Below are 14,060 nucleotides of genomic sequence, written 5' to 3'. Positions count from 1 at the left end.
TGGTGTCGGCGGCGGCGGCATGTCCGATGTCGTCTTGTGAAGAATGTTACACGACCAATATTGTTCTCCCGCGAGCGCGGGGGTCCAGGAACCACGAGCGGTCCGCCGAGTAGTCCTGGGCCCCCGCCTTCGCGGGGGGAACAGTGAGGGTATTACGCTCGGCTCAGTCAGTCCGCTTCGGTCACCCGGTCTGCGACGTCAGCCGCAAGCGGATCCGCCAATGTCGTTTCACCTAGCGATGCCAGCACCGCGGCCGCCAGCGCTTCCAGCCCGTACGGCTTCTCCAGCATGATCGCATCGGTTTGGTCCGCGACCGACGCCGTATCCCCGGTCGCGAAGACGATGCCGACGCCCGGCCGCAACGCCCGCGCCGTCCGCGCGAAGTCGGGGCCGGATATGCCCGGCAGGTTCACGTCGGTCACCAGCGCGTCGATCGGCACGGTCTGCAGCGCGGTCATCGCGTCCTCCGCGCTCGCCGCGTCGACCACCACGAAGCCGCTGCCCTGCAGCATCTCGGCGGTGTTGGCGCGGATCATCGCGTCGTCCTCGACCAGCAGCACGGTGCGGCGGGCAGGGGCGTCGAGGCGACGATCGGCATCGATCCGGGCATCGCGCGCGGCCTTCGCGGCGGGGCTGCCCGCACGCTGGCGGTTGGCGAGCACCTGACGGAATTTCCGCGCCAAGGCCTCGCGCGTGTAGGGCTTGGACAGCAATTCGAGCCCCGCATCGAGCTTGCCGCCATGGACGATCGAGTTCTCGGTATAGCCCGAGGTGAATAGCACCGCGATATCGGGCAGCCGTTCTTTGGCTTTCCGCGCGAGTTCGGGGCTTTTCAGCGTGCCGGGCATCACCACGTCCGTGAACAGCATGTCGATCGGTACGCCGCTCTCGATGACGTTCAGCGCGCTCGCAGCGTCGACCGCCTTTAGCACGCTGTAGCCGAGATCGGTGAGCAGTTCGACGACGGTGCTACGAACCTCGTCATCGTCCTCGACGACCAGCACGGTCTCGGTGCCGCCAGCAATCGGGCTGGCATCGGCGACGACCTCGAAGTCCTCGCTCTCCATCGCGCGCGGCAGATAGAGCTTGATCGTGGTGCCTTCGCCGACCTCGGAATAGATCTTCACATGACCGCCGGATTGTTTGACGAAGCCATAGACCATCGACAGGCCGAGCCCCGAACCCTTGCCCTCGCTCTTGGTCGAGAAGAACGGTTCGAAGACCTTTTCGATAATCTCCGGGCTCATGCCGGTGCCGGTGTCGGACACCGCGAGCATGACATATTGCCCGGCCTCGACCTCGTCATGGCCCTGCGCATAACTGTCGTCGAGATGCGCGTTGCCGAGTTCGATCGTCAGCTTGCCCTGGCCCTCCATCGCATCGCGCGCGTTGATCGCGAGGTTGAGCAATGCGTTCTCGATCTGCGCGGGGTCGATGAAGGTGTTCCACAGGCCACCGCCGACCACGGTCTCGATCTCGACGCCTTCGCCGATCGCGCGCCGCAGCATGTCGTCCATCCCGCGCACGAACCGCGTGACGTTGACGACCTTCGGTTCGAGCGCCTGGCGACGCCCGAACGCGAGCAGTTGGGCCGCGAGCTTCGATCCGCGCGTGACGCCGGCCATCGCGTTGGCGACCCAGCGCTCCGCGCGCGCGTTGCCCTCGAGGTTCTTGCCGAGCAGCTGGAGATTGCCCGAAACGACCTGGAGCAGGTTGTTGAAATCATGCGCGACGCCGCCGGTCAGCTTGCCGACCGTTTCCATCTTCTGCGACTGGGCGAGCTTGGCCTCGGCCTGGCGACGCTCGTCGATCTCGCGGATGACGCGGGCTTCGAGCGTTTCGTTGAGCTGGCGGAGCTGGTCCTCGGCGCGTTCGCGGTGGCGGACCTGGCGGGCGAGCGCCTCGGCCTGTTTGCGCAGCGCGGCTTCCGCGGCGCGCTGGTGGGTGATGTCAGTGTGGACGCCGACCCATTCTATGACCTCGCCGGCCTCGTCGAGGATCGGCAGGCCGCGCACCGCAAACGCGCGCCACGTGCCGCAATGCCGGCGGACGCGGTGTTCGAACACGAACATCGACTTGCTGAGGACGGCGGCGGTCCAGGCCTTGATCGTCGAGGCGACGTCATCGGGGTGGATCGCGTCGGCCCAGCCGAAATTCCGGTATTCGTCGATCGACTGGCCGGTGAGCGTCGCCCAGCCGGGTTGCTCGCCGATCATCCGGCCGTCGGGGCTGTTGGTCCAGAGCACGCCGTGGACCGCGTCCATCGCGGTGCGGAAACGGCTGTTGCTGATGCCGAGTTCGGCCTCGCGTTCGGCGCGGTCCTCGACGTCGATGCCGAGCACATAGATGCCGGGAATCGAACCATCCGCGGCGGTGTGCGGCACATAGCGGAATTCGGCGCGGCGGGGGCGGCCGTCGCGGTGCGGGAAGACGGTCTGCGCGATGAAGCTCTCGCCCGCCAGCGCGCGATCGAACGAGGGGCAGCGATCCTGATAGACCGTGTCGCCCAGCACGTCGCGGACGGGCTTGCCAATCATCGCCTCGGGCGCGACGCCGAGCCACTCCTCGTACTGCGCGTTGGCGAGGCGATAGACATGGTCGCGGTCGATATACGCGATCAGCATCGGCACGGCGTCGGTGACGCGGCGCAGTTCGGCTTCGCTGGCGGCGAGGCGGTGCTCGGCTTCGACCCGGCCGCTATTGTCGACCATCGTGCACAGGACGCCGCTGACCGTACCGCCGGCGCAGTAGACGGGGGTGTAGAACAGGTCGAGCGTCAGCAGTTCGGGACCGTCGTTGCGCTGGAACAGGATCGGCTGGTCGCGATAGGCGACGGTCTCGCCGCGCGAGGCGGCGTCGAGGACGGTGCGGTTCCAGTCCCAGACTTCGGGAAACGCCGTGCCGACCGGGCTGCCGAGCGCGGCGGGGTGGCGATCGCCGGCCACCGCGCGATAGCTGTCGTTGTAGAGCATGATGTGCTCGGGCCCCCACATCACGACCTTGGCGACCGGGGAGTTGAGGATATTGGCGAGCGTGACGCGCAGTTCGGCGGGCCACGAGTCGATCGGGCCGAGCGACGTCGCAGCCCAGTCGCGCTGGCGGACGAGCGTGCCGCATTCGCCGCCGCCGATCAGGATTTCGGTTGGCTTCTGCAGAGCGTCATGCGCGCGCATCTGTTCAAGTGCGGTACGGACGATCGCGGTGGCATCGCCGTGGCCGGCGGCGGCGAGTTCGTCGATGTAGCTGCCGAGGTCGGAGGGCAGGGAGACGGTGCGCGACGAGAGGAGCGACGAGCCTGGATTTGTCATCCCGGACTAGTGGGTTTGTGGGGCCCGCGTGTCAATGAATACGCGTGGTTAGGGGGATTGGGGGTTGCAGGTTACATGCCGCCAAAACTCCCAAACCACCCCCGCCTTCGCCGGGGTGGTGGCCGATGGGCTGAGATGGGAGAACACGGGGGCGGGGGGCGTCCGGCGATTTCCACCGACCGGCTCCCGCCACCTTGTCGTTTACTGGAGTCAGCCTTCGGTACGCGGCAGGCCCAGTGGGTTGCCGTGCTTGACCGCCTTGGGGAGCAGCGCATCGGGCAGGTCCTGGTAGCAGACCGGACGCAGGAAGCGCTCGATCGCCGCGGTGCCGACCGAGGTCGTGCGCGGATCCGACGTCGCCGGGAACGGACCGCCATGGACCATCGCCGGGGCGACTTCGACGCCGGTCGGCCAGCCATTGGCGAGAATGCGGCCGGCCTTGCGCTCCAGCACGGGCAGCAGCACGGCGGCGTCGGCGTAATCGCCCTCGTCGATCTGCAGCGTGATGGTCAGCTGGCCCTCGATCTTCTCGAGGACGCTATGGACTTCGGCGAGGTCGCCACAGCGGACGATGATCGAGGCTGCGCCGAACACTTCGTCCGACAGCGCAGGGTCAGCGACGAACGCCTTGCCCGTGGTCGAGAACAGCGCCGCACGACCGCGGTTTGCACCCTCGGCCTCCGTGCCGCGGGCGAGCGTTTCGACCGCCCTGTTGCCGGCCAGCGCCGCGACGCCCTTGTCGTAGCTGGCGTGGATGCCGGGGGTGAGCATGACCTGCGGCGCGGCTTCACCGAGCGCGGCGGCAGCGGCGTCGACAAAGGTGTCGAGGTCGGGACCGTCTACCGCGACGACGATGCCGGGGTTGGTGCAGAACTGCCCCGAGCCCATCGTCAGCGACCCGACATACGCCTTGCCGAGCGCTTCGCCGCGCGCCGCCAGGGCCGCCGGGAACAGGATCACCGGGTTGATGCTGCTCATTTCGGCATAGACGGGGATCGGCTCGGCACGTGCCGCGGCGAGCGCGACAAGCGCGAGCCCACCGCCACGCGACCCGGTGAAGCCGACCGCCTTGATCCGCGGATCGGTGACGAGCGCCGCGCCGAGTTCGTTGGCGGGACCCTGGACGAGCGAGAAGACGCCCTCGGGAAGACCGCATTTGGCGACCGCGGCCTGGACCGCCTTGCCGACCATCACCGACGTGCCGGGATGCGCGGGATGCCCCTTCACCACGACCGGGCAACCGGCGGCAAGCGCGGAGGCGGTGTCGCCGCCCGCGACCGAGAAGGCGAGCGGGAAGTTCGACGCACCGAACACCGCGACCGGGCCGACCGCGATCCGGCGCTGGCGCAGGTCGGAGCGCGGCATCGGCTTGCGCTCGGGCTGCGCCTGGTCGATCACCACCGACGCCCAGGTGCCGGCGCGCAGATGCTTGGCGAACAACCGAAGCTGGCCGGTGGTACGACCGCGCTCACCCTCCAGGCGAGGGCGGGGCAGGCCGCTCTCCTGGATCGCGCGCGCGACGAGCGGCTCGTGGATCGCCTCGATCTCGTCGGCGATCGTCTCGAGGAAGACCGCGCGGGCTTCCGGATCGATCTCGCGGAAGGTGTCGAACGCGGCTTCAGCCAGCTTGCAGGCGTCGGCGACGTCTGCCTCGCTCGACACCGCGAAGGCGGGCTCGATCTTCGCGTCGGTCGACGGGTCGATCGCCAGGAACGTGATGTCGCTGTCAACGGCGCGCGCGCCGATCGGGAAGGTGCCGTCCATGTCAGTTCTCCAAATCAATCAGGGCAGACCGCACCCGCAGGGTCGGTCGCAATTCTCAGGTCCGCGAGCGCGAAGCCCAACGGTCCGGTCGCCGTCATCGCGAACGGCGCGGCGACCTTCGTCATGTCGGCGCCGTGGCTACGAAAGCATTTAAGCGTGACGCGGACCGTCTTCCAGTCCGTACCCGCGGTTTTGAACAAGGATGTGACGGTAACGCCGGTACCGCCGCTGCCCATCGCAAGCGTTACCGGGCCCGTCGCAGGCTGCGTCACGCGGTAGGTGAGCTGCAACACCAGATCGGCGTTGGTCTCCCGCGACAGGTCGAGCGTCGGCCCGGCGATCCTGACAGTCGCGGTGGCCTGCTTCGGCCAAGTCAGAGATAGTGCGCCTTCCTGCGTCTGCGGGCCGTCGACCGGCGCTTGCACGATTCCGGCATCCGCCTTCAACGCAAACGGCGCCGGCACCTTGCCGCGGCTGTAGAACAGGCTGGTATTGGCGAGGCTCGCGTCGACGCCGGAGACTTCGCCGAGCGTACCGACGCTGCCGCCCTTCGCGTAGCTGAGGCCATAGCCGAGCGCGAACAGCGGATCGTAGCCAGGCTGGCCCTTGTTCAGCACGAACTGCCCCGCGGTCTTGGGCCAGCTATACGACAGGCGACCGGCGAAATCCTTGCGCGGCGTGCCGTCGGGCGTCCCGATCAGCACGTCGGCGATGCCGCCACCCTCGGTACCGGGGAACCATGCGCCGACAAACGCATCCGAGGCGTTGAGTTCGGGGTTCACCCACATCGGCCGCCCCGACAGGAAGACCGAGACGGTCGGAATGCCCGCCGCCTTGAGTGTCTTCAGCAACGCAAGCGCCTGCTTCTCGCCGGGCTGGAATTCGAGCGTGCGCAAGTCGCCGCGCATCTCGGCATAGGGCTGTTCGCCGAACACGACGATCGCCGCATCGGGCTTTTTGGTAAAGCTGCCATCGGCGCTGAGCGTGGCGCTGCCGCCGCCGGCCTTCATCACTGCCGCGATGCCCGCATAGATCGACTGCGCGTTGGGGAAGTCGGCATTGGTGTTGCCGTCGCCCTGCCAGCTCAGCGTCCAGCCGCCCGATTGGCGCCCGATATCGTCCGCGGCGTCGCCCGCGACGAGGATGTTGGCGCTCGCCTTGATCGGCAGGACGCCCTGGTTCTTCAGCAGCACCAGCGTCTTGGCGACCGCCTCGCGGGCCAGGGCACGGTGCTCGGGCGCGCCGATCGTGCCGGGTTTGCTCTCATAGGGACGCGCGGCGTCGAACAGTCCCATCTTCACCTTCACGCGGAGGATGCGGCGGACAGCGTCGTCGATCCGCGCCATCGGGATTGTGCCCTTCTCCGCGGCGGCGAGCGTCGTGTCGAACAGGCCCTTCCAGCTGTCCGGTGCCATCGCCATGTCGAGCCCGGCGTTGAACGTCGCCGGGCAATCGGTGTTGGTACAGCCGGGGATCTGGCCATGGCCGTTCCAGTCGCCGACGATGAAGCCGTCGAACCCCATCCGCCCCTTCAGCACGTCCGTCAGCAGGCTCTTGTTGCCGTGCATCTTCTGGCCCTGCCAGCTGCTGAACGAGGCCATGACGGTCAGTGCGCCGGCATCGATCGCGGCTGGATATCCGGCCGCGTGAACGTCGATCAGCGTCTGCTCCGAGACGTCGGCATCGCCCTGGTCGAGCCCACCTTTGGTCCCGCCGTCGCCCAGGAAATGCTTGGCGCTCGCCGCGACGTGCCCGGTCTGGATCGTGCCCGTCCCCATCTTCCCCTGAAGCCCCTCGATCATCGCGCCGGCATAGCTGCGCACGATCGCAGGATCCTCCGAATAGCCCTCGTACGTACGACCCCAGCGATCGTCCTGCGGCACCGCCAGCGTCGGGCCGAACGCCCAGTCGATCCCGGCGGCGGCGGTCTCCTGCGCGGTGGCGGCACCGATCCGGCGGATCAGATCGGGATCGTGCGCGGCCCCGAGCGCGCTGTTGTGCGGGAATAGCGTCGCGCCGACGACGTTGTTGTTGCCGTGGACCGCATCGACGCCGAACATCAGCGGGATCGCGACATGGCCGGGCCGGGCGGTCATCGCGACCGCGTTGAACGCGCGCGCCGTCGCAATCCAGGCAGGGGCGGGCGCGCGGTCCTTGGCGCCGATCGGCGCGGAACTGCCGCCGGCCAGCACGCTGCCGAGCGGATATTTACGCAGATCCTCGGGCGTGATCGCGCCGATATCGCCCTGGATCATCTGGCCGACCTTCTCGCGAAGCGTCATCTTCGCCATCAGGTCGGTAACGAACTTTTCGGTCCGGGGATCGATCAGGCCCGGGCTCTGCGCCTTCGGCCACAGCGTGGGATGCGCGACGCCGACCGCCGAGCCGGGCCCAGCTTTTGAATCGGCCAGAGCATTTGAATCGGCCTTGGCTTTCGGTGCGACGACGGGGGAGGTCTGCGCGATCACCGCAACCGGAATTGCTAGCGGCGCGCTCGCGAGCAGAAGCCCGCGTACCAGATCCGTCTTCATCCGCTTATCCTCCCCTGGACCGTCCTGTCCCGTATCCACGCCGGGACGCTTGGACGTTATATACGACTAATGTTGGGAGCGGTAACACGCAAGTCCGGGTCCGGCAGATGTCGATCTTGGGCAGACCCCGGGCAGACAAAATCACGGGACAACGATTGCAGGCTGATTCTGTCGTAATCCCCTGCTAAACATCCGGCATGGGGACAGAACCGCGCAAGCCGCGCACCGCAACCGGACGCCGGAGCGGCGCACCGACGATATCCGATGTGGCGACGCTCGCCGGCGTATCGCCGATGACCGTCTCGCGCGTCATCAACGGCGAGGCCAAGGTCCGCGATGCGACGCGCGAGACGGTCAACGCCGCGATCGCGACGCTGCATTACGCGCCCAACCGCGCCGCGCGCAGCCTGGCGGGCGGCGGGCAGATGCGGATCGGCCTGCTCTACAGCAATCCCAGCTCGGCCTATCTCAGCGAGTTCCTCGTCGGCAGCCTCGAACAGGCGAGCCGCAGCGACGTGCAGCTGGTCGTCGAGAAATGCGACATCGGCGATCACGAGATCGAGGTGGCCGAACACATGATCCGCAGCGGTGTCGACGGCGTGATCCTGCCGCCGCCGCTATGCGACTCGCGGGGCGTGCTGGACGTGCTGATCGCCGCCGGCGTGCCGACCGTGGTCGTCGCGACCGGCTCGCCCCCCGCCGATACCGCGGCGGTGACGATCGACGATTTCGAGGCGGCGCGGGCGATGACCCGGCATCTGATCGGGCTCGGCCATGCGCGCGTCGGCTTCATCATCGGCAACCCGAACCAGACCGCCAGCCGCCAGCGCCACGAGGGCTATCTCGCGGCGATCGCGGATGCGGGGCTGGCCGAGGATCCCTCGCTGATCGTCGGCGGCCTGTTCACCTATCGATCGGGCCTCGATGCGGCGGAGCAGTTGCTCGACGCGAAGGATCCACCCTCGGCGATCTTCGCGAGCAACGACGACATGGCGGCCGCGAGCGTCGCGGTCGCGCATCGGCGCGGGCTCGACGTGCCGGGCGACCTGACGGTGTGCGGGTTCGACGACAGCGCACTGGCGACGACGATCTGGCCCGAACTGACGACCATCCATCAGCCGATCGCCGACATGTCGCGCGCCGCGGTCGACCTGCTCGTCTCGGCGATCGTGCATCGGCGCGGCGGCGGCAAGGACGCCAACCGGCACGTCGTGCTCGACTACACGCTGGTACGACGCCAGTCGGATGCGGCCCCACGGCGACGGCCGCCCTCACGCGTCCGCGCTTGACCGAGCCCCGCCTGCCAAGGTAGCGCTCCCACAAGATAAATCGTCGCGTTCAGGAGAGTTTGCAGTGGACCGTGTACCGGTGAAGCCGTTCCGATCGCGCGACTGGTTCGCCGATCCCGCCCGCTCGGACATGACCGCGCTCTACCTCGAACGCTTCATGAATTACGGGCTGACCCCGGCGGAGCTGCGTTCGGGGCGGCCGATCATCGGCATCGCCCAGTCGGGCAGCGACCTGTCGCCGTGCAACCGCATCCATCTCGAACTCGCCAAGCGGACCCGCGACGGCATCCGTGACGCCGGCGGCATCGCGATGGAGTTTCCGGTCCATCCGATTTTCGAGAATTGCCGCCGGCCGACCGCCGCGCTCGATCGCAATCTCGCGTATCTTGGGCTGGTCGAGACGCTGTACGGCTATCCGATCGACGCGGTCGTGCTGACTACCGGGTGCGACAAGACCACGCCGTCGGGGATCATGGCGGCGTCGACCGTCGACATCCCGGCGATCGTGCTGTCGGGCGGGCCCATGCTCGACGGCTGGCATGATGGTGAGCTGGTCGGCTCGGGCACCGTGATCTGGCGCAGCCGGCGGAAGCTGGCGGCGGGCGAGATCGACGAGGAGGAATTCCTCAACCGCGCCACCGACAGCGCGCCGTCGGCCGGGCATTGCAACACGATGGGGACGGCCTCGACGATGAACGCGGTTGCCGAGGCCTTGGGGCTTTCGCTGACCGGCTGCGCGGCGATCCCGGCGCCGTACCGCGAGCGCGGGCAGATGGCGTACGAGACCGGCCGGCGGATCGTCGAGATGGCGTATGAGGATCTTCGCCCGTCCAAGATCCTGACGCGCGAGAGTTTCCTGAACGCGATCCGCGTGGTCAGTGCGATCGGCGGGTCGAGCAACGCGCAACCGCATATCATGGCGATGGCGCAACATGCCGGCGTGACGCTCTACCCGGAGGACTGGTCGGATCACGGTTACGATCTGCCGCTGCTGGTCAACATGCAGCCGGCGGGCAAGTATCTCGGCGAACGCTTCCACCGGGCAGGCGGCGTGCCGGCCGTGCTCCACGAACTGATCGCGGGCGGGAAGCTCGACACCAGCTGCCAGACGGTAACGGGGCGGTCGATCGGCGAGAACATCGCCGGCCGCGAGACGCGCGACCGCGAGATGATCAAGCCGTTCGACGCGCCGATGATGGAGCGCGCCGGGTTCCTGGTGCTCAAGGGCAACCTGTTCGATTTCGGGATCATGAAGACGTCGGTGATCTCGCCGGCGTTCCGCGAACGCTATCTGTCGACGCCGGGCGCCGAGGACCGGTTCGAGGCGCGGGCGATCGTGTTCGAGGGCTCGGACGATTACCACCACCGGATCAACGATCCCGCGCTGGAGATCGACGAGGGCTGTATCCTCGTCATCCGCGGGGCGGGGCCGATCGGCTGGCCGGGCTCGGCGGAAGTCGTCAACATGCAGCCACCCGACGCGCTGATCCAGCGCGGCGTGCTCGCGCTGCCGACGCTCGGTGACGGGCGGCAGTCGGGGACGTCGGACAGTCCGTCGATCCTGAACGTGTCGCCGGAGAGTGCGGTCGGCGGCGGCCTGTCGTGGATCCGCACGGGTGACGTGGTGCGGATCGACCTGATCGCGGGCACCTGCGACGCGCTGGTGTCCGACGAAGAGATCGCGCGGCGGCGGGGCGAGGGGCTCCCGCCCGTACCGCAGAGCAACACGCCGTGGGAGGAACTCTACCGCGAGAAGACCGGACAGCTGGCCGAAGGCGGCGTCCTCGACTTCGCGGTAAAGTATCGCGGAATTTCAGCGAAAACCCCCCGGCATAACCACTGAGGTTTGGAGGGGGCGCGCGCAATGTGCGACGTCCTCTCCTCCGTCATCCTGGACTCGACCCAGGATCCAGAGCCACACGCGCCGTGCCCAGCTACTCTGTCCTGATTTCGTTCGTGTGACGGTTTAGGTGGAGACGGTGCGGACTAAGGCCGAACGATCGTCACCGACATCGCGATCGTCCGCGTCTCGCCATGCGCCAGGATCGTCGGGTCCGCCAGGTTCAGTGCGTTCGGCATGTCGCTCACCGGTTCGGCGCAGACGAAGCCGAGGCCCGGCGGCGTGAAGACGTGGAGATAGGGCGTGCCCTCGCCGGTCAGCACAATCGTGTCGTCGCGCGTCGCGATCGTCGCGACTTTGCTCCAGCCTTCATAGGCGTTGTCGATCAGCGACGACCGCACGACCGTATCGCCCTCCGACCAATCCGCGAAGTGCGTCGCCCCGGTCCGCTCGGTCGGTAGCATCGCGTCGTCGGCCAGCCACACGGATCCCGCGTCGAAGCGCAGCCGCGTATCCTCGCCAGCGGGAAAATACGGATGGAACCCAAGCCCCGCCGGCATCGCCCGGTCGCTGTCGTTCCGCACTGAAAGCGACACGCGCAGCCCGGACTCGTCCATCGTAACATGCTGCTCGGCGCGGTAGGACCAAGGCCAGTTCGCATCCGCCTCGTGCGTATGGACCAGCACCGCCGAGCCCGCCTCCGACGCCTCCACCGCCCAGCCGCGCAGCCAGCCGACGCCGTGGAGCGGATGATCCTGCCCCTCCATGTTGCGCGGGAGCACATACGACTCCCCCGCAAACACGAACCGACCGCCAGCGATGCGGTTGGCATACGGCACCAGCGGGAAGCACGCGGTCTCCAGCGGGTTGGTCGCGCCCACCGGCGTCGGGCGCAACACATCGCGGCCCTGATAGGTGAGGGCGGCGATCGTCCCGCCCAGGTCCGGCTGGAGCGCGAGCCGCCAGTCCCCGGCTTCCAGATGCAGCATCAGCCCTCCATGTCCTCGAGTTCGCGACCGCGCGTCTCGGAGACCATCTTCCACACGAAGAAGAACGAGACGAACGCCGACAGCGCGTAGAAGCCGTAGGTCAGCGACAGGCCGAGCGAAATCGCCATCGACGGGAAGCTGACCGAGATCGCGAAGTTGGCGAACCACTGCGCGAAGCCCGCCACCGCAAGCCCCGACCCGCGGATCTGCGTCGGGAACATCTCGCCGAGCATCACCCACATGATCGGGCCCCAGCTCAGGTTGAAGAACACGACGTACGCATTGGCGGCGATCAGCGCGATCAGGCCGTTCTGGTCGGACAGCCGCAGCGAACCCTCGACGATCGCGCCGCTGGCGAAGCAGATGCCGACGATCGCGAGCGTGACGGTCATGCCGGCCGACCCGATCAGCAGCAGCGGCTTGCGCCCAACCTTGTCGACCAGCGCGACGGTGAGCAGGCAGGCGATGATCGACAGCGAGCCCGACAGGATGTTGATGAGCAACGCATCGCTCTCGCTGAAGCCGACCGACTGCCACAGCACCGAGCCGTAATAGAACACGATGTTGATGCCGACGAACTGCTGGAAGATCGCGAGGCCGATGCCGGTCCAGACGATCGGGCGGATCTTGCCGCTGGCCTTGTCGATCAGGTCGGACAGCTTCGGACGATGCGCGTCGGCCGACAGCGAACCGCGGATCTCGGCGACTTTCCGCTTGGCTTCGGTGGCTCCGAACAGGCGGGTGAGGACGGTTTCGGCTTCGTCGTAACGCCCCTTGAGCACCAGGAAGCGCGGGCTTTCGGGGATCAGGAACAGCGTCACCAGATAGATCGCGGCGGGGATGACCTGCATCCAGAACATCCAGCGCCACGCCGGATAGTCGAGCCAGAACAAGGCGGTCGACGAGCCGGCGATGCGCGCGAGATACCAGTTGGCGACGAACGCACCGGTCAGGCCGGTGATGATCATGATCTGCTGCACGCTCGACAGCCGACCACGGACGTTCGCGGGCACGACTTCGGAAATGTAGACCGGCGCGAGCACGCTGGCGGCACCGATGCCGAGCCCGCCGATGATGCGCGCGATCACGAACATCGTCGCCGAGGTTGCCGCACCCGCGCCAAGCGCGCTGACGATGAACAGCACCGCGGCGATCATCATCACGTTGCGGCGGCCTAGATTGTCGGCGAGCCTGCCGGCCATGAATGCGCCGACCGAAGAGCCGATCAGGATCGCGCCGACGGTGAAGCCGGTGCCGAGCGACGACAGCGCGAACGTGCTTTCGAGCCCCGCCTGCGTGCCGTTGATGACGCCCGAATCGTATCCGAACATGAACCCGCCGATCGTCGCGACGATGACGATCATCGCGATGAGCGCTCGGTTCACATGTTGGCCGGAATCTGCCGCAATGGTCATTTGTTTTCCTCTCCGGGACGATGCTCTGGCGGCATCGTTGGCAATTTATAGGGTGACGGGTTCGACGGGCACGCCGGGAATGGCGACGCGGAAGGTGAACAGATTGCCGGCGAGCGGTTGAGCGGCACGGGCGGCGTCGTCGAGGCCCTTGGCCGCGGTCGTCGCATAGGCGGTGCGGCCATCGGGGCCGCCGAGCGCGATCTTGGTGATGTTCGCGACAGGAAAGCGGACGATATCGGTCAGGCTGCCGTCGGGTGCGTAGCGGCGCGCCGCCCAGCCGCCGAAGAACCCGACCCAGACGCCGCCCTCGGAGTCGCAGATCGCGCCGTCGGGATGGCCGTCACCGGCGCCGACCGTCAGGAAGACGCGCGGCATACCGAGCGTGCCGTCGGCGTGGACTGGATACGCATCGATCCGTTTGCCGAGTGTGTCGACCGCGTAGAGCGTGCGGCCATCGGGCGCGATCGCCGGGCCGTTCGTGATCGCGACCGGCGGGATGTCGGTCTTGGTCAGCGCGCCCTGGTGCCAGTGATAGACGTGACCGGTCTCGTCGAATTCGGCGTTATCCATCGTCCCGAACCAGACGCGGCCCGCGGCATCGCGCGCGGCGTCGTTCAGGCGATTGCCGGGAGTCTCGGGGTGGACGGCGGCGAGATGCTCGAACGCGCCGGTCGCCGGATCGAACCGGTGCAGGCCGCCACGCACGCCCGCCAGGAAACCGCCATCGTCGGCGGGAATCACCCAGCCGGTCTGGTCGGGCGCGTCCCAGCGATCGAGCGTGCCGGTCTCGGGATCGAAGCGGTACACGCACGGCGCCTTGATATCGACGAACCACAAGGCGGCGTCGCGCTCGATCCAGATCGGACCTTCCCCAAGCGTCGCGCCGACCTCGCAGATGCTTTCGGCCTGATTTTCGCAGGGCAT

Annotated in this window: 8 protein-coding genes; 2 read left to right on the top strand and 6 right to left on the bottom strand. The window is 67.6% G+C overall.

Going from position 1 to position 14,060, the window contains the following annotated elements; genetic code table 11:
* Positions 1-167: 167 nt before the first annotated feature.
* From EQZ23_RS03140 to EQZ23_RS03130, 3 genes are all read right to left on the bottom strand, one after another.
* Positions 168-3,308: a PAS domain-containing protein gene (locus EQZ23_RS03140; RefSeq protein ID WP_128452985.1), complete on the bottom strand. Its 3,141-nt coding sequence runs from the start codon at positions 3,306-3,308 to the stop codon at positions 168-170.
* 210 nt (positions 3,309-3,518) lie between these two features.
* A complete protein-coding gene (locus EQZ23_RS03135; RefSeq protein WP_128452984.1) occupies positions 3,519-5,072 on the bottom strand; it encodes an aldehyde dehydrogenase (NADP(+)) in 1,554 nt (517 codons plus the stop codon).
* A 14-nt stretch (positions 5,073-5,086) separates the two neighbouring features.
* Positions 5,087-7,603, bottom strand: a complete 2,517-nt coding sequence (locus EQZ23_RS03130) for a glycoside hydrolase family 3 protein (protein ID WP_128452983.1) — start codon at positions 7,601-7,603, stop codon at positions 5,087-5,089.
* Positions 7,604-7,800: 197 nt separating this feature from the next.
* Here EQZ23_RS03130 and EQZ23_RS03125 point away from each other — a divergent pair, with 197 nt between their 5' ends.
* Together EQZ23_RS03125 and EQZ23_RS03120 are read left to right on the top strand one after the other, a co-directional pair.
* Positions 7,801-8,892 (top strand): LacI family DNA-binding transcriptional regulator, encoded by a 1,092-nt coding sequence (locus tag EQZ23_RS03125; RefSeq protein ID WP_128452982.1) that lies wholly within the window; start codon positions 7,801-7,803, stop codon positions 8,890-8,892.
* Between the two features lie 64 nt (positions 8,893-8,956).
* A complete protein-coding gene (locus EQZ23_RS03120) occupies positions 8,957-10,735 on the top strand; it encodes an IlvD/Edd family dehydratase (protein WP_128452981.1) in 1,779 nt (592 codons plus the stop codon).
* Positions 10,736-10,878: 143 nt separating this feature from the next.
* Here the strand turns inward: EQZ23_RS03120 and EQZ23_RS03115 are convergent, their stop codons facing one another.
* Genes EQZ23_RS03115 through EQZ23_RS03105 form a run of 3 tightly spaced genes read right to left on the bottom strand, consistent with a single transcriptional unit; the run spans position 10,879 to position 14,060 of the window.
* Positions 10,879-11,721 carry an aldose 1-epimerase gene (locus EQZ23_RS03115; RefSeq protein ID WP_128452980.1) on the bottom strand — a complete coding sequence of 281 codons (843 nt, stop codon included), beginning with the start codon at positions 11,719-11,721 and terminating at the stop codon, positions 10,879-10,881.
* Positions 11,721-13,130 (bottom strand): sugar porter family MFS transporter, encoded by a 1,410-nt coding sequence (locus EQZ23_RS03110; RefSeq protein WP_128453568.1) that lies wholly within the window; start codon positions 13,128-13,130, stop codon positions 11,721-11,723. Before EQZ23_RS03110 ends, EQZ23_RS03115 begins: the two co-directional genes overlap by 1 nt.
* Positions 13,131-13,181: 51 nt before the next feature.
* Positions 13,182-14,060, bottom strand: a complete 879-nt coding sequence (locus EQZ23_RS03105; protein ID WP_128452979.1) for an SMP-30/gluconolactonase/LRE family protein — start codon at positions 14,058-14,060, stop codon at positions 13,182-13,184.

Origin of the sequence: Sphingomonas sp. UV9 (assembly GCF_004101245.1) — a bacterium.
Taxonomy (GTDB): Bacteria; Pseudomonadota; Alphaproteobacteria; order Sphingomonadales; family Sphingomonadaceae; genus Sphingomonas.
Note: the sequence above shows the minus strand (reverse complement) of the source record. Positions and strands in the feature narration are given on the sequence as shown.

What these genes read in the sequence shown, in the direction of transcription:
- EQZ23_RS03125 (WP_128452982.1), top strand. Translation starts at nt 7,801, where the DNA reads ATGGGGACAGAACCGCGCAAGCCGCGCACCGCAACCGGACGCCGGAGC.
- EQZ23_RS03135 (WP_128452984.1), bottom strand. Translation starts at nt 5,072, where the DNA reads ATGGACGGCACCTTCCCGATCGGCGCGCGCGCCGTTGACAGCGACATC.
- EQZ23_RS03115 (WP_128452980.1), bottom strand. Translation starts at nt 11,721, where the DNA reads ATGCTGCATCTGGAAGCCGGGGACTGGCGGCTCGCGCTCCAGCCGGAC.
- EQZ23_RS03105 (WP_128452979.1), bottom strand. Translation starts at nt 14,060, where the DNA reads ATGCCCTGCGAAAATCAGGCCGAAAGCATCTGCGAGGTCGGCGCGACG.
- EQZ23_RS03130 (WP_128452983.1), bottom strand. Translation starts at nt 7,603, where the DNA reads ATGAAGACGGATCTGGTACGCGGGCTTCTGCTCGCGAGCGCGCCGCTA.
- EQZ23_RS03140 (WP_128452985.1), bottom strand. Translation starts at nt 3,308, where the DNA reads ATGACAAATCCAGGCTCGTCGCTCCTCTCGTCGCGCACCGTCTCCCTG.